The organism is Sphingobacterium sp. 18053, from assembly GCF_902706145.1.
Classification (GTDB): Bacteria; Bacteroidota; Bacteroidia; order Sphingobacteriales; family Sphingobacteriaceae; genus Sphingobacterium; species Sphingobacterium paramultivorum.
This window is the reverse complement of sequence record NZ_CACSJW010000004.1, coordinates 243,540-264,059: the sequence shown is the minus strand read 5'-3', so window position 1 is coordinate 264,059 and position 20,520 is coordinate 243,540. Positions and strand designations below refer to the sequence as shown.

The window sequence follows — 20,520 nt, the reverse complement described above, 5'->3', positions numbered from 1 at the left end:
TTTCTTTTTTATTTGCCTTGCTCGTCAATCCATTGGCGGGCATTAACGAATGCTTCAATCCAAGGAGAAACTTCGTCCTGACGACCTTTTGGATAATTTGCCCAATGCCATTGGAACACCGAGCGCTCAATATGTGGCATAGTAGCCAAATGGCGGCCAGTCTTATCGCAAACCATTGCTGTATTATAGTCCGAACCATTTGGGTTATGCGGATATTGCTCATACGCATATTTTGCAACGATATTGTATTGCTCTTCAGCATATGGAAGGTTGAATTTTCCCTCCCCATGTGAGATCCAAACACCCAATGTACTTCCCGCTAGTGTCGATAACATGACGGAATTGTTTTCCTGAACTTTTACAGATACAAAGTTTGACTCGTGTTTTCCGGAAGTATTGTGTAGCATTTTTCCGTGGATTTCATGCTCAGGATTGATCATCTCAAGTTCCATAAATAGCTGACAGCCATTACAAATACCAACCGAAAGTGTGTCCGGACGAGCAAAGAAATCGGTTAGGGCTTTTTTCGCTTTTTCATTGTAAAGGAAAGCTCCAGCCCAACCTTTTGCCGAACCCAATACATCTGAGTTCGAGAAACCACCTACAGCACCGATAAATTGGATGTCTTCTAATGTCTCGCGACCAGCTATTAAATCGGTCATGTGAACATCTTTTACATCAAAACCTGCCAAGAACATGGCATTAGCCATTTCGCGTTCGGAGTTGGAACCTTTCTCACGAAGGATCGCAGCTTTCGGACGTACCTTAGTTCCGTCAATGTTAGGTTTCTTACCATCAAATTGACTTGGGAAAGTAAAGGCTAGGGGTTGATTTTTATAATTATCGAAACGTTGTTGTGCTGTTCCATTTTTAGACTGCTTTGAATCCAAAAGGAATGATGTTGTAGACCATACATCACGTGTTGCTGCGACATCAAAGCTGAATACAGCTTCATGATTTTTAATCGTTACCGTATTACCTTCGATCACCTGACCAATTTTAACCGCGTCCACAGCAGCTTCTTTGACAATCGCCTCAAAAGCAGCATCGTCTTTCGCTTGCAGGACAAGTGCAATATTCTCATTAAAGAAGGCTTTTACGCTATCAGATTCATTTAATGCTGAAAGGTCATAGTTGGCGCCGAGATTAACATCGGCAAAGGTCATTTCCAATAAGGTGGTAATCAAGCCCCCCGATCCGACGTCGTGACCAGCTTCGATCTGTCCTTCGTTAATTAATTGCTGTACGGTATTGAATGCTGTTTTGAAATAAGCAGCATCTTGAATGGTCGGTACTTCAGTACCTAATTTATTGATGATCTGCGCAAATGACGAACCGCCTAATTTGAACTGATCTTTTGATAAGTTGATGTAATAGATCGATCCGGCCTTTTTGTTCAGTACAGGTTCTACCACTTTTGTGATATCAGTACAATTTCCTGCGGCAGAAATGATCAATGTGCCTGGGGCAATGACGTTTTCGCCGTTTGGATATTTTTGCTTCATCGACAAAGAATCCTTTCCCGTCGGGATATTGATTCCCAATGCAATGGCAAAATCCGAGCAGGCTTTAACAGCTTGGTATAAGCGTGCATCCTCCCCCTCATTATTGGCTGCCCACATCCAGTTGGCCGATAGGGAGATTCCTGCGAGGCCATTTTTGATTGGCGCAAATACGATGTTGGAAAGCGATTCGGCAATAGCCGTTCTACTTGCCGACGCTGGATCCACCAAGGCAGCAACAGGGGAGTGACCTATTGTTGTCGCAATACCTTCTTTACCTTTATAGTCAAGTGCCATAACACCGACGTTGTTTAACGCCAATTGCAATGGACCTACACATTGTTGTTTGGCAACACGGCCACCAACACAACGGTCTACTTTATTGGTTAACCAATCTTTCGAAGCAACAGCTTCCAATTGTAATACTTGGTTTAAGTAGTTTGGAATGTCGGCTGCATCATAAGCAAGATCCGCATAATTGCGAACCACGGTTTTATCGCGCATGAAAGTTTTTGGCGATGAACCAAAGAAATCTTCAAGGGCGTAATCCATTGGTTTTTCACCTGTACTTTTCGATTCGAAAGTAAAGCGGTGGTCGCCAGTGACATCACCTACAGTGTACATTGGTGCACGTTCGCGATCTGCAACACGTTTTAACGTGTCAATATCATCTTCAGCGATCACAAGTCCCATACGTTCTTGCGATTCATTACCGATAATTTCTTTTGCGGATAGTGTAGGATCTCCTACAGGAAGTGCATCTAGGTCAATTAAACCTCCGGTCTCTTCAACAAGTTCAGATAAACAGTTTAAGTGGCCGCCTGCACCATGATCATGGATCGAGACAATTGGGTTATGATCGGACTCTACTAAGCCACGAACAGCATTCGCTGCACGTTTTTGCATTTCGGGATTGGAACGTTGAATCGCATTAAGCTCAATTCCAGAACCAAATGCTCCCGTATCTGCAGAAGATACAGCAGCTCCACCCATTCCGATGCGGTAATTTTCACCACCTAGGATAACGACTTTATCACCAGTTTTTGGCGTATGTTTTTTCGCTTGATCTAGTTTTCCATAGCCAACACCACCAGCTTGCATAATGACTTTGTCGTAACCAAGTTTACGGCCATCCTCTTCATGCTCGAAGGTCAATACAGAACCCGTAATTAAGGGCTGACCAAATTTATTACCGAAGTCAGAAGCACCGTTGGAAGCTTTGATCAGGATGTCAACTGGGGTTTGGTATAACCATTGACGCTCTTGCATCGCATTTTCCCACGGGCGAGTTTTGTTGAGTTCCTTTGCCGGCTCAGTTACTGTTCCTGCCTGAAGGTCCAATTTATTTTGTTCCAATCGCGAATAAGCAGTCATATATACGGCTGTACCCGCCAATGGAATCGCTCCTTGGCCACCGGCCATACGGTCGCGGATTTCACCACCTGACCCGGTAGCAGCCCCCGAAAATGGTTCTACCGTAGTTGGGAAATTGTGTGTTTCTGCTTTTACTGATAAAACCGAATCAAATGCTTTCTCTTCGTAAAAATCAGGTTTGTCGGCAGATTTAGGCGCAAATTGTGTGACACGTGGTCCTTTAACAAAGGCAACGTTATCTTTATAAGCAGAAACAATCTCGTTCGGATTGGTTTCAGAAGTCTTTTTGATTAATTTAAATAGGGAAGTGGGCTGCTCTTCGCCATCAATGATAAAGGTACCATTGAAAATCTTGTGTCTACAGTGTTCAGAATTTGCTTGTGAAAAAGCGAATACTTCCGAGTCTGTAAGCAGACGGCCCAACTTGGTCGAGAGATTATTGAGGTAGTCTACTTCTTCTGGATTTAGCGCAAGGCCCTCAGATTTATTGTAGGCCTCGATGTCTTCAATTTCCAATATCGGTTCAGGTGTGATGTTGACGGTATACATGTCCTGTGTCAACATACTGAACTTTTGTGAAATCATTGGATCGAAGTCATTGAAATCCGCTGGTACCGGTTGAAATTCTTCTATACGAACAATTCCTGCAATGCCCATATTTTGTGTGATTTCTACGGCATTGGTACTCCAGGGAGTAACCATCGCAGCTCGTGGTCCTACAAAGTAATGGTTAAGGTTTTGGTCGTCTAGTTTTTTGGCGTTGCCGAATAGCCAGTTGAGTTTAGTAATGTCTTCTTGTGATAAAGAGTTTACGCTTTGAACACCATATACGGTGTTCGATGGGTTCTCAAAGAAATGAATCATTATAAATGTTTGTTTTGAACGTTCTTCAAATTAAAGCACAAAGTTACATATTTATTTTGATGGAAATGCTTGAATTTTCATTAAAAAATAGGCTCAGGTTGCGTTTACTGGAAAAGGCCAACATTGCTGTTTTGTGTAAATAAGTGTAAAGTTGTGTTAATTCATGTAAATAAAAGTTATAATTAATAATTGCATTCGTTTCGTTCGGGGAAAGCCCCTACATTCGCAGCATTCATCACCTATGAATAAATATGATTATCCTTGGGAAGGGGTTTATGAACTCCTTCATACGATCTCTTCCTTCGGTATAAATCTAAGGTCCAAATACCTAACTTGGTTCTATCCTATCAACTTTCCAAAAAAGATAAAATCGCTTGCTGCCTAGCTTAATGAAGTCTTTTGAGGAGCCTACCTACTGCATTAAATTCAGACCAACTGTTGATGAAGGGTAAATTGACGTTGGATATAAACTCAAATTTATCTAAGTTTGTGCATCAAATCAAATTCGAGATGAATATTTCATATAATTGGTTAAAACAACACGTTAATATAGATTCGACACCGGAGGAACTATCGCTTATCTTGACAAATACAGGATTGGAAGTAGAAGCTTTGGACGTCGTGCAGAGTATCCCAGGTGGATTGGATGGTTTGGTTGTTGGTGAAGTGAAAACTTGTGAACAGCATCCTAATGCCGATAAATTAAGAGTAACTACCGTTGATGTCGGTGGACCGGAGTTATTGCACATTGTATGTGGCGCACCGAACTGTCGTACAGGATTGAAAGTCATTGTTGCTACAGTGGGCACGACATGCCACCCGCTTACAGGAGAGCCTTTTAAAATTACCAAATCTAAAATTCGTGGTGAAGTTTCCGAAGGTATGTTATGTGGAGAAGATGAAATCGGTTTAGGAACATCCCATGCCGGTATCGTTGAATTACCAGCTGATGTTGCCGTGGGGACCTTAGTGAAAGATCATTTCAATATCCAGGATGATTACCGTTATGAAATTGGTTTAACACCAAATCGTGCAGATGCAGCTTCGCATTTAGGCGTTGCAAGAGATATTGCAGCACATTTTCGCATACAATTGTTAAAAGCAGATGTTTCTGCATTCAAGGTTGCTGAGGCTGAGGGAACGACAGTGGTCGTTGCAGACGCACAGGCGAGCCCACGTTATAGTGGCATCAATATTACTGGTGTTCGCGTTGGAGAATCTCCAGATTGGTTAAAAGAGAAATTAAATGTTATCGGTGTTCGTCCGATCAATAATATTGTCGACGTCACAAATTATATATTACACGATTTAGGTCAGCCACTGCATGCTTTTGATGCTGATAAAATTGCGGGAAATAAAGTCCTTGTTCGTCTTGCGACTGAGGGCGAGAAATTTGTTACCCTGGATGGTGTGGAGCGTACCTTGTCTGCAGAGGACTTGGTGATTGCCGATGCTGAAAAACCGATGTGTATTGCGGGGGTTTTTGGTGGAGCACATTCTGGTGTATCAGCCGAAACGACCAACGTATTTTTGGAGTCGGCTTATTTCAATGCTGTTTCTGTACGGAAGACCTCCAAAAGACATGGTTTAAAAACAGATGCTTCTTTCCGTTTCGAACGTGGTACCGATCCTAATATTACTGTTGAAGCATTGAAGCGCGCTGCTTTATTGATTCAAGAAATTGCAGGTGGAACGATTTCATCTACCCTAAAGGATGAGTATCCTGTTGTGATTAAACCGTTTTCATTTCACGTGAGCTATACGAATGTGGTTCGTTTGATCGGTCAGGCGATTCCAAATGAAGAAATTAAATCCATTATTGTCGCTCTTGGCATTGAAGTCACTTCAGAAACTGAAACAGGACTTGATGTGTTGGTGCCGGCATATCGCGTCGATGTCACACGTGAGGTAGACGTTGTGGAGGAGGTGTTGCGTATTTACGGTTATAACAATATTGAGTTGAAGTCACAAATTAAGGCATCTTTAAATACGGTTGAAAAGCCAGATAAGGAAGTTGTCTTAAATCAATTGGCAGATCTATTGATCGCAAATGGATTTCGTGAGATTCTGTCCAACTCCCTAACAAAGTTGGACTATGCGGATGATAGCGAAACGGCAGTTAAATTGTATAATCCATTGAGTTCGGATTTGGATACGATGCGTCAAAATATGGTTTTTTCTGTTTTGAGTGCGATTGAATATAACCAAAAACGAAGAAACTTTGATTTGAAATTCTTTGAATTCGGTAAGACATATGCGCTGGATGGTGAAGGCTATAAAGAAACGCAACACCTGGTTTTTGCCATGGCGGGTAAAAATGAAGCTGAGCAATGGAATAGCAAAAAAGATGCGGTTAATTTCTATAACCTTAAAGCAGCCGTAGATACCCTTATTAAACGCTTGAAAATTGAAGGGATTCAGATACAAGATGCTGCAAGTTCGCATTTTGCCTATGGTTTGAACTATATGAAAGGGCAGAAATGTTTGGTTTCATTTGGTGCAATTGCAAACGCAGATTTGAAAAAAGCAGATGTTGAAGGTCAGGTTTTCTTTGCTGATTTTGACTGGGATGTTTTGATGAAAATCATTCGTAAGAATAGCATTCAATATAAAGAAGTTTCTAAATTCCCGGCTGTACGCAGAGATTTGTCGCTCTTGATCGACGAAAATGTGAGCTTCGATAAGCTACAATTTGTCGCTCAGAAGACCGAACGCAAGCTTTTAAAGGAGGTAAATGTGTTTGACGTGTATAAAGGTGATAAAATTCCGGAAGGGAAAAAGTCTTATGCTCTGAGCTTTATCTTGCAGGATGAAGAAAAAACACTTACTGATAAGCAAATTGATGCGATAGTTCAAAAATTAATTGTTAATTTTGAGAAGGAACTAGGCGCGGAAGTGCGTGGTTAATTAGAGATACAACATTAATTGGTAATATTCAATTTTTATTATGGCAACATTGTCTTCACAAATGAATCTGATCGTTGAGAAAACGAAAAATTTAATTCAATTGTGCGAAGTCTTGCAAGAAGAAAATGATTTGCTTAAATTAGAGGTACAATCCTTAAAAGTGGCTTTCGATGCGAGCAACGATAAGAGCAAGCAATTGGAAGAGAGGGTCAAAGCGCTGGCAGTTGCCCGTACGTTAGATTCTGAAACGGATAAGGAAGCAATTAATGAAAAAATACTTGACACAAAACAAAAAATTAACGATTTTGTGCGGGAAATAGACAAGTGTATTAGTTTGTTGAAATAGTTGGGAGAAGTGTTATCGGATTCAAACTAATACAACGTTAAAAAGCTCAAAGAAATGGGAGAGATTTCCATAAAAATAAATATCGCAGATCGTGTTTATCCCCTTCGGGTGGAGAGCGCGGAAGAAGAAGTAATTCGACACGCTGCGAAATTGATAAATGAAAAAGTAAAGGAATTGCAGGAAAACTATACTGTGAGAGATAAGCAGGATTTGTTATCCATGTGTGTATTGCAATTTGCGACGCGTATGCTTAATGCAGAGCGGCAGTCTCAAAACCACGAAGTGGGTTTGGAAAATTCAGTACAGGAACTTGATCAGTTGTTGACGGATTTCTTTAAAAAATAAATTTACGTTCTTTATATTTAGAGCTTAAACGACGAATTTGCCGCAATTAAATTCGGGTTGTCACTATTTTAAACTTAACGCTTCAATATTACAGGCGCAAAAAGATATAGGCCATTTTGCGAAAGCCATCTGGGTCATAATCTAAGCCTAATTATGTAATCACGAAGTTTAATAATACATGAGACCTGTTTAAATTTAATTGCGGTTTTTTTTTGTCATGAAGCCTTGATGCGCTTATCGGGATCGCTACAGAGTTGGCGCATACCAAAGGTAAGGGAGTAGGCTGATTGATGATTTTACTGGAATTTGAACATAATTAATAAAAACAAACATAAATAATACAATTATACATACATGGACATCGCAATTTATAGCATAATTTCTCTGATTGTTGGTGTTGTTATAGGTCGTTATCTATTGGTTCTGTTATTTAAAAAACAAGAGCAGGAAGCCAAGGATAAGGTAAATAGCATACTGAAAGATGCAGAGCAGGAAGGGGAACACATTAAAAAGAAACGCCTGTTAGAGGCCAAAGAAAAGTTCCTTCAATTAAAATCTGAACACGAAAAGGAAGTCAATCAACGTAACAATACCATCAACCAAAAGGAAAATACGTTAAGACAAAAAGAACAGTCAATTAACCAAAAGCTTGAAAACATCAATCGCGATAAGCAAGATGTGGATACCAAGAAAAAGCAATTGGATAAATTGGTTGAACTGAATGAAAAGAAATCTGAAGAAGTAGAAACGCTCAAATTACAACAGATTAAGCAATTGGAAAGTATCGCTGGCGTAACTGCTGACGAAGCAAAAAATCAATTGGTGGACTCGTTGCGCGAAGAAGCCCGCTCACAAGCGATGATTCAAATCAAAGATATTGTGGATGAGGCCAAATTGACGGCAACAAAAGAGGCGAAAAAGGTTGTTATTCAGACTATCCAACGTACTGCTACGGAATCTGCAATCGAAAATACCGTTTCAATTTTCAATATCGAAAATGATGAAATCAAAGGTCGTATTATTGGTCGTGAAGGTCGTAATATTCGTGCATTGGAAGCTGCAACAGGCGTAGAAATCATTGTAGACGATACACCTGAAGCAATTATCCTATCTGGTTTCGATCCCGTACGTCGCGAAATAGCGCGTTTGGCTTTACACCGTTTGGTAACAGATGGTCGTATCCACCCGGCACGTATTGAAGAGGTTGTCGCTAAGACGCGGACGCAAATAGAGGATGAAATCGTTGAAATTGGTGAACGTACCGCAATCGATTTGGGAATCCATGGTTTGCACCCCGAATTGATTCGTATGGTAGGGCGTATGCGTTACCGTTCGTCTTACGGACAGAATCTTTTACAGCACTCGCGTGAGGTAGCTAATTTTGCAGCAACAATGGCGGCAGAACTGGGCCTGAATGTTAAACATGCGAAACGTGCTGGATTACTACACGATATTGGTAAAGTGCCTGATGATAATCCGGAGTTGCCACACGCTATTTTAGGTATGCAACTTGCAGAGAAATACAAGGAACACCCTGATGTATGTAATGCAATTGGTGCTCACCATGATGAGATCGAAATGACTGCCTTAATATCTCCGGTTGTTCAGGCTTGTGACGCGATCTCTGGTGCACGCCCGGGCGCACGCCGCGAGGTTGTCGAAAGTTATATCAAGCGCCTAAAAGAGTTGGAAGATTTGGCTTTATCGTATCCTGGGGTTGAGAAGACCTTCGCGATACAAGCTGGCCGTGAGCTACGTGTCATCGTTGAGAGTGAGAAGGTGTCTGATGCGCAGTCGGAAATACTAGCTGCTGATATCTCTAACCGTATTCAAACGGAAATGACTTATCCAGGGCAAATTAAAGTAACTGTAATTCGTGAGACAAGATCAGTGTCTTACGCAAAATAGATCCTAAGGATCCATCTTAAAAAAAGCTCCAAACGAAATGTTTGGAGCTTTTTTTATGCAATTCTACACGTTTCCCTCAACTTGATCATTTCAGCTATTCCATTCTTCAAAGGATGGACTTGACTTGAATCGACTCAAATGACTTGACTTGAATTGAATCAACTTGACTTGAAGTGCTCGAATTGACTTGACTTGAATTGAATTGAATTGAATCGGCTTGACTTGACTTAAATTGAATCAAATTGTAGCCAATAGATAGGTCGGATCTTTTGGATACCCTTTTTATTATCGCTAATTATCGGAAAAATTCCATCAGATCTGTCACTGTAGCCAATAGATAGGTCGGATCTTCCTGTTCGAGTTCGGCTTGGCTACCATAGCCATACAGTACACCAACAGCATCCATGCCTGTTTCTCGGGCACCAATCAGATCATGTTTGCGATCTCCGATCATGAGGCAGTCTTGTGGACTTGTTAGCTTGGCCTGTTCCATGACATATTGGATGACGCTGGTTTTGGTCGGTCTGGAATCGTCCAAAGCGCTTCCGCCTGCAAAATCAAAATAGGTATTTATTGCAAAGTGCTGTAATATTTTGTGGGCAAAAATTTCGGGTTTAGAGGTCGCAAGGTAGATGTTGTACCCTTTTGTTTTCAGCAATGCTAAAAGCTCAGGTATGCGATCAAACAGGATATTCTCATACAGCCCTATGGTTGAAAAGCGCTCCCGATATTTTTCTACACAGGCAATTGCTTCGCTTTCCTCAAATCCAAAGGTGTGTATGAAAGAATCTTTAAGGGGTGGGCCGATCAAGGGTTTGAGGCTATTCAGATCTGCTGTATGGATGCCTTTGGATTCCAAGGCATAGGCAATACATTTCGTAATCCCTTCTGCGGGGTCGGTCAGGGTTCCGTCCAGATCAAATAAGATATGTTTGTAAGACTTCATGCTGCAATATTACGGAATAGAATAGGAGTAAGCGAGTTTGTGTACTCTGAAAGCATATAATGACGTGCAGCAGACCAAAAAATAAGGAATATTATCATCTTTAAGGCCTAAGGCATGCCCAATATTTGTTAAATTTGCCGAATGAAACAAAAGAAGAAAGTTCAAGAAGTCGAACCTTTACGCCCCGTAGATAAGTATTTTGCGGAGCTGGATGCTAATTTTCAGGATCCGACCAATCGTCTGATTCAAGCCATCTTTTTACCATTATTGTTTTTTGGTATCATGGGCTGCATCTGGATGATCCCATTTCCACAGTTCGAGTTCTTGGTCAAACTCAATTGGCATACTTTTTTGAATTGGGGCTCTTTCTTCATCGCTATTGTCATTTATTATTATTTAAAGCTGTCTGCAACGTTGTCCTATGCGATATTATTCTCTATCGGGGGCATGAGTTTCTTTATTGTGCAATTGGAATACGCACAAAAGAATGGTGGCCCGGCTGTCATCTGGGTGTGTTTGGCGATCGCATTGCTAGCTATTGTCGCACTGTTTATCGGTAAGGGAAAGGAAAAGAAGAAAATCACAGGACAGCAGTTTCTACAGTTTTTACTTGTCGGACCGATATGGTTGTGGCATTTTGTCTTTAAAAAATTGAATTTAAGATATTAACTGAGTGGTTTTTAGGTGCTGAGCATACTATTTATGATCGTAGCCTAATCGGGATGCTTGTATATAAAAGGAAAGGGCCAAATTGCTTGCAATTTGGCCCTTTTTATGTTGCTGTAGTTATGCACAGCTGGTTCAGAATACGGCTAGCTTTTGTAATTGAACCATTTGATGATTTCTTTGAGACTTGCTTTTTTACCATAGATCAAAATACCGACACGATAGATGCGGGCAGCAACCCAGGTAACAAATAAGAAGGTCAGTATGAGCAAGGTCAATGAGGTCAGAATCTGCCATAGGGGTACACCAAAAGGTATGCGAACGAGCATAGCGATAGGCGAGGTGAATGGAATAAAGCTTAACCATGTTGCAATCGGTCCATTGGGATCATTGATAATGACGCCAAAAGAAAGAATATAGGTCAATAGCAAAGGCATGGTAATGGGCATTGAAAACTGATTGGCCTCTGTTTCATTGTCGACAGCTGAACCAGCAGCAGCGAAAATAGCACTATACAGCAGATATCCGGCAATAAAAAACAGAAAGAAGAAAATGATGACTTCCGTGAAGTTAAAGCTTTGGATCGAAGTAAGGATAGAAGCAGAATCATTCTGGGCCATTGCTTTTGATACAGTACTCATATTACCCGCTCCAGGTTGGCTTGCGGCAACCTCCTGCATATCCTGAGGATTGACAAACAGGAGCGTTGCTGTGATAAATAAGCCTCCTGTAAGCACAAGCCACATGACAAATTGCGTCAGTCCAACCATACCGATCCCAACAATTTTACCCATCATGAGCTGAAAGGGTTTGACCGAGGAAATAATGACTTCGATGATACGATTGCTCTTTTCCTCGATAATACCGCGCATTACCTGGGCACCATAGAGAAACAGGGATAGGTATACTAAGATAGCCAAAGCGACACCTAGGCCCATTGCAATGGCTGTATTGCTGTTCTTTTCTTCACCGTCTGCTGTTATTTCTTTTGCATCGATGCTGACTTTAGGCTTAATGGACTGGATGATCTGCAGGTCGATTCCTTTGGCTTTATATTCCTTTTCACGGATGATTTCTTCCAACTGTCCACTAATGATCTCCTGTGTGACAAAACTTGTCTTGCCGCCGGTAATCAGTTCGGCTCTTTCACTTGTTAAAATATCTTTTGGAATATATAGGATCGACTTTTTTCCTTCGCTTTGTGTAAGCTGCGCTTTTTGGGCCTGGAGGTCTAATTTGGATACCGTATAACTTATATTTTTATTGCTTTGGAGTTTGCTGGCAAAGTCGCCTTGCTCATCTAAAATAAAGACTTCGGTGTGCGAATCTTTGAAGCTCTTTTTTGTCAGATAAAACATGCCTGCATACAGTGCGAAAAAGAACAGGGGCACGGCGAAAGTCATGACAATAAAAGATTTTTTCTTGACCCGTGATAGGTATTCCCTTTGGATGATAAGTAATATTTTATGCATGATCTTGAGATAGGGGTGAGACTTGTGTGACTTTTTGGATGAAAATATCCGCCATGGAGGGAACGATTTCGATCAATTGATTGAGCTGTATTTGGGGTATATATCGCATTAATACATCATTGATATGATTGTTGTTATTTAGCTGAATTGTAGTGATGTATGTTTTTTCATGCTTTGTTGACGTTATGACCTTAAATAGGGTGTCGTCGGACAGAAGAAAATTATCTTCGTTTGCTGTATATTCCAATCGATAGGTTTGATTTCGGTATTCTTTTTTAATCGCTTGTACAGAGCCATCCAGTATTTTTTTGGATCGGTTGATGAGGGCAATATTATCGCAAAGCTCTTCCACAGTCTCCATGCGGTGTGTGGAGAATATAATGGTCGCACCTTCTTGATTTAAGCGGAGAATCTGTTCTTTTATGATATTGGCATTTACGGGATCAAATCCCGAAAAGGGTTCATCTAAGATAATCAATTCTGGTTGGTGGATGACTGTGGCGACAAATTGCACTTTTTGCTGCATACCTTTACTGAGATCTTCTATTTTTTTGTCCAACCAGGATGTGATGTCCAGGCGCTGGCACCAATCTTGGATGCGTGCTAAGGCTTCTCGCTTGGAAAGTCCCTTAAGTTGTGCCAAATACAACATTTGATCACCGATTTTCATTTTTTTGTACAAACCCCGCTCCTCGGGTAAATAGCCGATTTGAGCAATATGCTGTGGGCCCAATGCTTCGCCATTAAACAGAATTTCGCCGGAATCGGGAGCGGTAATTTGGTTGATAATACGGATCAGGGATGTTTTTCCAGCTCCGTTTGGCCCCAATAGCCCAAAAATTTTACCCTTTGGGATTTGAATGGATACATCGTCCAACGCACGGTGATTGGCGTAATCTTTGGTGACATGATTGATTTCGAGTAACATCTATTTTAAGGTTTAATTTATTCTTTCTTTGGTTTTGTAAGAGCATTCCCTCTTTTTCCAAAGACTGACGTTTATTTATGTGATTAGTATCTTGTACAGCTGAATTGTTACAGCACCCCTGAAAAATTTTATGCATATTTTCGCTTCGGAATGCGCTTAGTCGTTTGACTAATCGTTTGTAATGAAAGTTAAAAATAATTAGGGACATTTTATTATCCTGCCCATAAAATCGGAAGTGAAGCTTTTTTATGGAATAGAAGGGGTACAAATCTTGTCAAAGGGATTCATTTAACGTACCTTTGTTCCATGGAAGTGAAAAAAGCCGAATTCGTGTGTAGTAACACGAGAGTTGACAAATTACCTGCACCCAATTTGCCGGAGTATGCGTTTATCGGACGTTCAAATGTCGGTAAATCATCGTTGATCAATGCAATGACCAACAAGAAAGGACTTGCCAAGACCTCCCAAAAGCCTGGTAAGACTCAGTTGATCAATCATTTTGTCATCGACGATACATGGTATTTGGTGGATTTGCCAGGTTATGGTTTTGCTAAAGCCTCTAAAACAAGTCGTAATGAATGGGAAAAGTTCATCCGTCGGTATCTTACCCATCGGGACAATTTGCAATGTGTTTTTGTGTTGGTGGATAGCCGTCATGAACCACAAAAGATTGATCTTGATTTTTGCTGTTGGTTGGGCGAATGCGGTTTACCATTTATGTTGGTTTTCACCAAGGCCGATAAGCAATCGACTGTCAAATCCGACGCGAATATTGCGAAATTTAAAAAATCATTGCTCCAATGGTTTGAGGAGGTGCCACCGATTTTCCTAACGTCAGCGGAGAAGAAAATGGGCCATGAACCTATTTTAGAAGCTATCAATGAAGTTAATGGCCGATTTGTTCGCCCTGAACTCAACGGAAACGAACAGTTTTAGCAGATTTTAAGTTCAGATGAAAAAATACTTGTCCTTAGTTTTATTTGCTCATAGTGTATTTGCATTACCATTTGCCTTTATCGGCTTCTTTTTGGCATTGCACACAACGGATTATGCCTTTTCGTGGAAATTATTGGTTTTGATGCTCGTGTGTATGGTGACGGCCCGTAATGCTGCCATGGCATTCAATCGTTATCTGGATAGAGATATTGACGCCATTAATCCAAGGACGGCCATGCGTGATATTCCTGCTGGAAAAATTTCCGCTAAAAATGCGTTGGTTTTTACGCTGGTAAATTGTCTGATTTTTATTGCTGCGACGTATTTTATCAATTCTCTTTGCTTTATGTTGTCGCCCATTGCACTTTTTGTTGTGCTTTTTTACTCCTATACAAAGCGCATAACGCCCTTATGTCATCTTGTATTGGGAGCAGGGCTGGGATTGGCTCCAATAGGTGCATATATGGTTATTACAGGGCAATTTGCGACCGTTCCAGTGCTTTATGGTTTCGCCGTGTTGACCTGGGTTAGTGGCTTTGATATTATTTACGCTTTGCAGGACGAAGCCTTTGATCGGGCAAATCATCTTAATTCGATACCCGTGTGGTTAGGAACGAAAGGAGCTATGCGCGTTTCGGAATGCCTGCATGTGCTTTCTTTTATATTTATTTTAATACCAGCATTTTTGATGCCGGTAGGTTGGATTTATTATTTAGGTGTGGCCTTTTACGGGGCATTGCTGATTTACCAGCATACCCTGTTTTCATCGACTAATTTAAGTCGGGTCAATCGCGACTTTATGACAACCAATGGTTATGCCTCGGTGATTTTTGCGGTATTCTACCTCTTGGATATCTGGTTGATCAAATAAACGTTTTAGCATAAAATAAGAAAGGCTTTAGGAATTCCTAAAGCCTTTCTTATTTTTGCATCTAAACCAATACACATGCTATGAAGAAAAGTATTCTTTTTACGTCTATTTTATGTTTGTCATTGTCTTCGCAGGCGCAAAAGCTGTCGAATTATGTCATTCAATATAATCAAAGTTTCAATGGGAATACAGCTGCCAATCAAAATGCCATTCTAGTCTATGCCAATGAAAAGGAGACTTTTGTTAGTTCGGCGAAAGAAATGAACGGACAGTTGGCGCCGCCATACGAACGGGTTGTGGTGGAGCGTGCTGGAGGCAATTCCTTACTTAAAATTGCTAAACTCAAAGACGGGTCAATCATTCTAACCAAAGATTCGCTCGCGCTTTCGAAGCAAAAATTTAACGCCACAAACGAGACTAAAACAATCTTGGGCTATCCCTGTAAAAAAGTGGAGACGAGCATCAATTCCAATAAAATAGAAGTTTGGTATACCGATAAATTAGGGATAAAAGGTGCACCCACGGAACTTGGTCAGGACCTTGGTCTGGTGCTCGAGGTAATCCGCAATGGGAATACACGGACTTTTGCCACCAAAGTAGAAAAGGTAAAGACTATACCGGATCAACTGAAGCTAAAAGGAAATGAAAAACCTTACGATGAACTTTCCTATAAAGATCTTATCTGGAAGAATCGTTTTATCCAAATACCTGTTTTTCGGAAGGAGAGCATACGTTTTTCGGGCGATGTAAAGTCGGATTCTATTTTGCGTTTTGCTAATGGGACAGTTTTGGTAAAAAAGGTGAAAATCCCAAAAATAAAGACAAGCGACAATGTATTTGTGCAGTTGGTCGAACAATCGAAAGGTGATGCCTATGATCGCACTGGATCAGTTTTTATCATCCCGACCAACAAAGCGCAGAGCTTTTTGGATGGTATGAAAAATGGTATGGGTACCCTTCCTAAGTATGAAAATGGCAATGGTAAAGCCTATCAAGGGGTTGTAAAAACAGCATCCTTTGAGCCTATTGTTGAATTGATGCGTTTCTTTACACCTTTTGGTGTTAAGCAGTTTAACTATCTTCAGTTAAAGGATAAGGTTTGGCAAGACTCGGTGCTGTACCGTCAGGACGTAACCGAATTGGCAGGTATGTTGAGCGAGCAGGAGGTGTATGTGGGCGCCTTCATTGGCAACTATGATAAAAATGGACATGAGGTTAGTGTTGAGCTGACGATACATCCGGGCTTCGATGCCGAGTCAAAAGGCAGCCTGAAAAAGACGATGTCTTTGTTTACGACGACCAATGTAATGGAAATGGGCGGTCAGGAGTACGGATCTATGTTTGATAAGGAGAAAGGCCTTACTGTTTCATTTCATTTGGACCAGGATGCTAAAAACGTGCAATTACGCTACATTACCACAGGGCATGGAGGCTGGGGTAACGGTGATGAATTTGTGCCTAAAGAAAACCGCATTTTCCTAAACGATTCATTGCTCTTTAAATACACCCCTTGGCGCAATGATTGCGGTTCGTATCGTTTGTCGAACCCAGCTTCAGGTAATTTTGCTACAGGGCTGTCTTCATCCGATCTGAGTCGCTCCAATTGGTGTCCGGGTACAGTAACACCACCGATCTATATTGATCTGGGGGATTTAAAAGCTGGAGACCATACGATGCAGGTACAGATCCCACAGGGAGCGCCTGAAGGAACAAGTTTCAGTAGCTGGAATGTGACGGGTACCTTGTTATTCGATTAATTATTTTTTCATTGTTGTCATGTGCAATAGTGTTATCGCACATGGCAGCAATCTTCTCTCGTTTTAGATATTCTCTCGTTTTTAAGACAAAGATTAAAGGGGATAAGCCGTCTCGCTTTTTGTCTCCGATAATACAAAGTAGGTCTGTACGGTGTTTACTTGAGGTAATACAGCCAGTCGATGCCGCAGAAAAATATGATAAGCATCCATATCTTTGGTTGCTATACGTAACATAAAGTCGTAAGAGCCTGCCATTTGGTAGCATTCCATAACCTCGGGAAATTTAGCCACCTCTTTTTCGAATTCATTCAACACCTCAAACGTATGCGCCTTGAGAAAAACCTGGGAAAATGAAATTAACCCAATGCCTATTTTGTGGCGGTCCAAAATTGCCACCGTTTTTTTGATGTAACCCAACCGCTTTAGCTTTCTAACACGTTCATGAACAGCTGCAATAGATTTGTTGAGTTCAAAGGATAGCGCTTTATTACTCATTGAGGCATCTTGCTGTAGGAGACGCAATAATTTTACATCTATTTCATCCAATTCCATAATTTGAATATTTTCGGTACAGCTGTAAAAATACGCTATTGTTCTGAATTATTTATTGGTTTTTATGTCTTTTAATTTAATTTTTATTGAAATTATAGTCATGTGTTGAATATTATCTTGTCAATGGCCAATTTTGCAACAGAATAATCATTTATAAGAAATGGCTGAACAAGAATTATTAAGTGCGTGTTTGTCACCTGCATTGGACAAGAGATTTAAACATCTGTGGCGATTAGTCGGAAATACACCGATGTTGGAACTACAGTATACATACAAAGGTAAACCCGGACGAATTTTCGTAAAATGTGAGAACTACAATCTGACCGGTAGCATTAAGGATAGGATGGCTCTTTATATTTTATATAAAGCGTATATGAATTGTCAGATCCGCCCAAGTGATGTTGTTATTGAAGCTACAAGTGGAAACACGGGGATTGCTTTTTCAGCAATCGGTAAAGCGCTTGGTCATCAAGTAAAGATTATTATGCCCAACTGGCTGAGCAAGGAGCGTACCGATATTATTCGAAGTATGGGAGCCGATATTCAGTTGATAAGCAAAGAAGAAGGTGGATTTTTAGGAAGTATTCGTTTAAGTGAGGAGCTTGCTGCAAAGGGCGGTGTTTTTCTTCCACGGCAATTTGAGAATCAATATAATGCCGAAGCGCATGAGAAAACTACAGGTTACGAGATTGTAAAGCAACTGGAAGAACAGGGCTTAGTAGCTGATGCTTTTGTTGCTGGTGTGGGAACTGGTGGTACGGTAGTGGGTGTGGGGAGAAGCTTAAGAAAGGTAAACCCAAATGTCCGTGTACATCCACTGGAACCGGCAGAAAGTCCAACCTTGACTACAGGACATAAAGTAGGTTCACACCGTATTCAGGGAATATCTGATGAATTTATTCCTGCTATTGTGGATTTAGATGAACTCGATACAGTCGTTTGTGCAAATGATGGCGACTCCATTATCATGGCGCAGAAGCTGTCACGTCAATTGGGATTGGCTGTTGGTATCTCTTCCGGAGCAAATGTAATCGGGGCGATTAAATTACAACAGGAGCTGGGTGATGAAGCTGTCGTGGTGACGCTACTTTGTGATGATAACAAAAAATACCTAAGTACTGATTTGGTGAAAGACGAGCCGGTAAAAGAAGGATATCTTTCTACAGACGTTGATTTTTCGGGTTTTCAACCTATTTGCAGATTGGCAAATCCAGTATTTGGAGCCTAAAAAGATTTAGTTTCATATGTTTATAGTTAACTCGGGGAGTCTCTAGCTCCTCGGGTTTCATTTATTCAAAAACCAATATATACCTAAGAATAACACAAAATGAAAGTCAATTTCAAATTATTTATCCTTCTCATGTTGCTGATAGCGCCTGTGGCCATGTTTGCCCAAGCGGATACAACAACAAACAAGTTGGAGGGGCTTGAGTTTACGGATGGTGCGATAAGTCCCGATTCACTATCTTTTGAGGAATCTCCGGATACCGCTACCGTAAAGGCCGACTCGAACAAGACCACAGTAGCGGCAGTAGCAACAGGTGAAAAAGCTGCTGGGGCAGAAAAGAAATCATTGTGGAGTATCTTTATTGCAGGCCTTATAGGCGGTTTTGCAGCATTATTGATGCCTTGTATTTTTCCAATGTTACCCCTGACAGTGAGTTATTTTACCAAACAGGCGGGGAGTCGTGCCAGTGGTATCAGTAAAGCCCTGTTGTATGGATTATTTATTATTGTGATTTATGTAGCCTTGGGGATGATTATCACGATTGCATTCGGATCTGATGCACTCAATGCGCTTTCGACTAACGGCATCTTTAACTTCATTTTCTTTTTGTTGTTGGTTGGATTTGCGGCTTCATTTTTTGGTGCATTTGAAATTACTTTACCAAGCTCCTTTGTCAATAAAATGGATGCCAAATCGGATAAAGGTGGTTTAGTGGGCTTGTTCTTTATGGCCTTCAGCTTGTCATTGGTCTCCTTTTCTTGTACAGGTCCGATTATTGGAACATTATTGGTTGAGGCAGCTTCGAAAGGCGAAAGATTAGGTCCAGCAATTGGGATGTTGGGATTCTCCATTGCCCTGGCCATTCCTTTTGGTTTGTTCGCCATGTTTCCTTCTATGCTTAAATCCTTACCGAAATCCGGTGGTTGGCTGAATAGTGTAAAAGTAGTCTTGGGGTTTTTGGAACTCGCTTTAGCTTTGAAATTTTTATCCAATGTCGATTTAGCTTACCACTGGAACTGGTTGGATAGAGAGGTGTTCCTGTCGCTATGGATTGCTATTTTTGCTTTGATGGGTCTATACTTGATCGGCAAGATAAAGTTCTCCCACGACAGTGAGCTGAAATTTCTATCTGTTCCCAGAACGATCTTGGCAATTGTTGTTTTTTCTTTTGTGGTCTACATGGTGCCCGGTTTATGGGGAGCACCTTTAAAATCGATTTCTGCTTTTTTACCGCCATCGGCAACACAAGACTTTGATCTTTCTTCGGGCGTAAGTGCTGGTGCTGCTGCACATTCAGACGGAAAGGTGAAAAAATATGCTGAAATTTTTCATGAAAGAGGCACGCCAAAGGGATTTGATCCTTATTATGATTACGACCAGGCATTAGCTACGGCTAAAGAATTAAACAAGCCCGTTTTAATAGATTTTACGGGTTGGAATTGTGTCAATTGTCGTAAAATGGAAGCGAATGTTTGGACAGACCAAGCGGTGGGCAAATTATTAAAAGAAGAGTTTGTTATGGCCGAACTTTTTGTGGATGATAAGACCGAGCTGGCTGCCAATGAACAATTTGTTTCCAAATATAGCGGCAAAAAGATCAATACAATCGGTAAGAAAAATAGCGATTTTCAAGCTGCTACATTCGATAGCAATTCACAGCCACTGTATGTAATTGTTGATCCGACGGGCAAAAAACTGGTGCCTCAGAGTGGTGCCAACTACAATGTAGAAGAGTACAAGGCGTTCCTGCAAAGTGGTGTGGATGCATTTAAACATAAAAACTAACCATCGTCATATTCTAATTTTGTCCTCCTTGTTATGTGCAAGGGGGATTTTTTTGTTGATAAGACATCGCTTTTTGTGTCTGCAGGGCTAATGCAGAGGGGCTTTCTTCATATTGTCTTCGTATTGTGTTCGT

15 protein-coding genes are annotated in these 20,520 nt (G+C 40.9%); 10 read left to right on the top strand and 5 right to left on the bottom strand.

What is annotated here, in order from left to right:
• Nucleotides 1-8 precede the first annotated feature (8 nt).
• Nucleotides 9-3,740: a phosphoribosylformylglycinamidine synthase gene (gene purL / locus GVK91_RS10965; protein WP_159728698.1), complete on the bottom strand. Its 3,732-nt coding sequence runs from the start codon at nucleotides 3,738-3,740 to the stop codon at nucleotides 9-11.
• A 510-nt stretch (nucleotides 3,741-4,250) separates the two neighbouring features.
• Here purL and pheT point away from each other — a divergent pair.
• From pheT to rny, 4 genes are all read left to right on the top strand, one after another.
• Nucleotides 4,251-6,647, top strand: a complete 2,397-nt coding sequence (pheT, locus tag GVK91_RS10960; RefSeq protein WP_159728696.1) for a phenylalanine--tRNA ligase subunit beta — start codon at nucleotides 4,251-4,253, stop codon at nucleotides 6,645-6,647.
• A gap of 40 nt (nucleotides 6,648-6,687) precedes the next feature.
• Nucleotides 6,688-6,993, top strand: coding sequence for a hypothetical protein (locus tag GVK91_RS10955; RefSeq protein WP_153846877.1), 306 nt, complete (start codon nucleotides 6,688-6,690; stop codon nucleotides 6,991-6,993).
• Between the two features lie 54 nt (nucleotides 6,994-7,047).
• The gene (locus tag GVK91_RS10950; RefSeq protein ID WP_046675831.1) at nucleotides 7,048-7,338 is read left to right on the top strand and encodes a cell division protein ZapA; all 291 of its coding nucleotides are present in this window, start codon (nucleotides 7,048-7,050) and stop codon (nucleotides 7,336-7,338) included.
• Between the two features lie 354 nt (nucleotides 7,339-7,692).
• Entirely contained in the window at nucleotides 7,693-9,246 is a 1,554-nt protein-coding gene (rny, locus tag GVK91_RS10945; protein WP_088161054.1) for a ribonuclease Y, read from the top strand.
• 295 nt (nucleotides 9,247-9,541) lie between these two features.
• On the opposite strand, the gene GVK91_RS10940 is transcribed toward rny, so the two are convergent.
• A complete protein-coding gene (locus tag GVK91_RS10940; protein ID WP_159728694.1) occupies nucleotides 9,542-10,192 on the bottom strand; it encodes an HAD-IA family hydrolase in 651 nt (216 codons plus the stop codon).
• A 141-nt stretch (nucleotides 10,193-10,333) separates the two neighbouring features.
• Here GVK91_RS10940 and GVK91_RS10935 point away from each other — a divergent pair, with 141 nt between their 5' ends.
• Complete coding sequence (locus GVK91_RS10935) at nucleotides 10,334-10,861, top strand: Mpo1-like protein (protein ID WP_159728692.1); 528 nt, start codon at nucleotides 10,334-10,336, stop codon at nucleotides 10,859-10,861.
• A 143-nt stretch (nucleotides 10,862-11,004) separates the two neighbouring features.
• Here the strand turns inward: GVK91_RS10935 and GVK91_RS10930 are convergent, their stop codons facing one another.
• Nucleotides 11,005-12,330, bottom strand: coding sequence for an ABC transporter permease (locus GVK91_RS10930; RefSeq protein ID WP_159728690.1), 1,326 nt, complete (start codon nucleotides 12,328-12,330; stop codon nucleotides 11,005-11,007).
• The gene (locus GVK91_RS10925; protein WP_159728687.1) at nucleotides 12,323-13,258 is read right to left on the bottom strand and encodes an ABC transporter ATP-binding protein; all 936 of its coding nucleotides are present in this window, start codon (nucleotides 13,256-13,258) and stop codon (nucleotides 12,323-12,325) included. The genes GVK91_RS10930 and GVK91_RS10925 overlap by 8 nt, the downstream gene beginning before the upstream one ends.
• 306 nt (nucleotides 13,259-13,564) lie before the next feature.
• Between GVK91_RS10925 and yihA the strand changes: the two genes are divergently transcribed.
• The 3 genes from yihA (at nucleotide 13,565) to GVK91_RS10910 (ending at nucleotide 16,822) form a co-directional block, all read left to right on the top strand.
• On the top strand, nucleotides 13,565-14,194 hold the full coding sequence (yihA, locus tag GVK91_RS10920; RefSeq protein WP_159728685.1) for a ribosome biogenesis GTP-binding protein YihA/YsxC: 630 nt from the start codon (nucleotides 13,565-13,567) through the stop codon (nucleotides 14,192-14,194).
• Between the two features lie 16 nt (nucleotides 14,195-14,210).
• Complete coding sequence (locus GVK91_RS10915) at nucleotides 14,211-15,065, top strand: UbiA-like polyprenyltransferase (protein WP_159728683.1); 855 nt, start codon at nucleotides 14,211-14,213, stop codon at nucleotides 15,063-15,065.
• Nucleotides 15,066-15,145: 80 nt separating this feature from the next.
• A complete protein-coding gene (locus GVK91_RS10910) occupies nucleotides 15,146-16,822 on the top strand; it encodes a PNGase F N-terminal domain-containing protein (RefSeq protein ID WP_159728681.1) in 1,677 nt (558 codons plus the stop codon).
• A gap of 93 nt (nucleotides 16,823-16,915) precedes the next feature.
• On the opposite strand, the gene GVK91_RS10905 is transcribed toward GVK91_RS10910, so the two are convergent.
• Nucleotides 16,916-17,377 carry an Lrp/AsnC family transcriptional regulator gene (locus GVK91_RS10905; protein ID WP_088163513.1) on the bottom strand — a complete coding sequence of 154 codons (462 nt, stop codon included), beginning with the start codon at nucleotides 17,375-17,377 and terminating at the stop codon, nucleotides 16,916-16,918.
• Nucleotides 17,378-17,534: 157 nt separating this feature from the next.
• Between GVK91_RS10905 and GVK91_RS10900 the strand changes: the two genes are divergently transcribed.
• Both GVK91_RS10900 and GVK91_RS10895 read left to right on the top strand, forming a co-directional pair.
• Nucleotides 17,535-18,602 (top strand): PLP-dependent cysteine synthase family protein, encoded by a 1,068-nt coding sequence (locus tag GVK91_RS10900; RefSeq protein WP_159728679.1) that lies wholly within the window; start codon nucleotides 17,535-17,537, stop codon nucleotides 18,600-18,602.
• A gap of 99 nt (nucleotides 18,603-18,701) precedes the next feature.
• Nucleotides 18,702-20,387, top strand: coding sequence for a protein-disulfide reductase DsbD (locus GVK91_RS10895; protein WP_159728677.1), 1,686 nt, complete (start codon nucleotides 18,702-18,704; stop codon nucleotides 20,385-20,387).
• Nucleotides 20,388-20,520 lie beyond the last annotated feature (133 nt).

Excerpts from the sequence above, each read along its gene's own strand:
- pheT (WP_159728696.1), top strand. The coding sequence starts at position 4,251 with ATGAATATTTCATATAATTGGTTAAAACAACACGTTAATATAGATTCG.
- GVK91_RS10915 (WP_159728683.1), top strand. The coding sequence starts at position 14,211 with ATGAAAAAATACTTGTCCTTAGTTTTATTTGCTCATAGTGTATTTGCA.
- GVK91_RS10950 (WP_046675831.1), top strand. The coding sequence starts at position 7,048 with ATGGGAGAGATTTCCATAAAAATAAATATCGCAGATCGTGTTTATCCC.
- GVK91_RS10930 (WP_159728690.1), bottom strand. The coding sequence starts at position 12,330 with ATGCATAAAATATTACTTATCATCCAAAGGGAATACCTATCACGGGTC.
- GVK91_RS10940 (WP_159728694.1), bottom strand. The coding sequence starts at position 10,192 with ATGAAGTCTTACAAACATATCTTATTTGATCTGGACGGAACCCTGACC.
- purL (WP_159728698.1), bottom strand. The coding sequence starts at position 3,740 with ATGATTCATTTCTTTGAGAACCCATCGAACACCGTATATGGTGTTCAA.
- GVK91_RS10925 (WP_159728687.1), bottom strand. The coding sequence starts at position 13,258 with ATGTTACTCGAAATCAATCATGTCACCAAAGATTACGCCAATCACCGT.
- GVK91_RS10900 (WP_159728679.1), top strand. The coding sequence starts at position 17,535 with ATGGCTGAACAAGAATTATTAAGTGCGTGTTTGTCACCTGCATTGGAC.
- yihA (WP_159728685.1), top strand. The coding sequence starts at position 13,565 with ATGGAAGTGAAAAAAGCCGAATTCGTGTGTAGTAACACGAGAGTTGAC.
- GVK91_RS10935 (WP_159728692.1), top strand. The coding sequence starts at position 10,334 with ATGAAACAAAAGAAGAAAGTTCAAGAAGTCGAACCTTTACGCCCCGTA.
- GVK91_RS10955 (WP_153846877.1), top strand. The coding sequence starts at position 6,688 with ATGGCAACATTGTCTTCACAAATGAATCTGATCGTTGAGAAAACGAAA.
- rny (WP_088161054.1), top strand. The coding sequence starts at position 7,693 with ATGGACATCGCAATTTATAGCATAATTTCTCTGATTGTTGGTGTTGTT.
- GVK91_RS10895 (WP_159728677.1), top strand. The coding sequence starts at position 18,702 with ATGAAAGTCAATTTCAAATTATTTATCCTTCTCATGTTGCTGATAGCG.
- GVK91_RS10910 (WP_159728681.1), top strand. The coding sequence starts at position 15,146 with ATGAAGAAAAGTATTCTTTTTACGTCTATTTTATGTTTGTCATTGTCT.